The organism is Lachnospira pectinoschiza (genome assembly GCF_020564355.1).
Lineage (GTDB): Bacteria > Bacillota > Clostridia > Lachnospirales > Lachnospiraceae > Lachnospira > Lachnospira intestinalis.
Genome location: NZ_JAJCRR010000024.1, coordinates 1 through 471, shown reverse-complemented (window position 1 = coordinate 471; position 471 = coordinate 1). Strand labels below are relative to the sequence as shown.

At 41.2% G+C, this 471-nt stretch carries 1 protein-coding gene; it reads left to right on the top strand.

Translation table 11 applies throughout. The features are described 5' to 3' along the window. On the top strand, positions 1-471 hold a 471-nt coding region (locus tag LI288_RS14065), incomplete at both ends, for an RNB domain-containing ribonuclease (RefSeq protein ID WP_227091071.1).

Sequence of the window (471 nt, the reverse complement as noted above, 5' to 3'; positions counted from 1 at the left end):
GGAAAAGTCCTTCAATCACAAATAGGGCCTTCCATTATCAAGACGACTGAACGCATGACCTATGATGATGTCAACTTGATGCTTGCTAGTGATGAAGAAGCATTAGAAAAATATGCTGCAATTAAAGAATCCGTAGAAATCATGTCTGAACTTCACGAAGCTTTAGCAGCGATGCGCCGTCGTCGTGGGGCAATTGATTTTGAAACTATGGAAGCACGTATTATCGTGGATGAAAATGGTTTGCCTATCGAAATTCGTAAGCGCAGTCGTGGAACAGCCGAACGGATGATTGAATCCTTTATGTTGATTGCTAACGAAACAGTTGCAAGTAGTTTTGAATCCCGTCATTTACCAGGGATTTATCGTATTCACGAACATCCAAAAGAAGAAAAAATGACCCGCTTTATCGACTTTGCTGCAACCTTTGGATTGCAAGTCAAAGGAACTTCGACAGAAGTTAGTCAAAAAGCC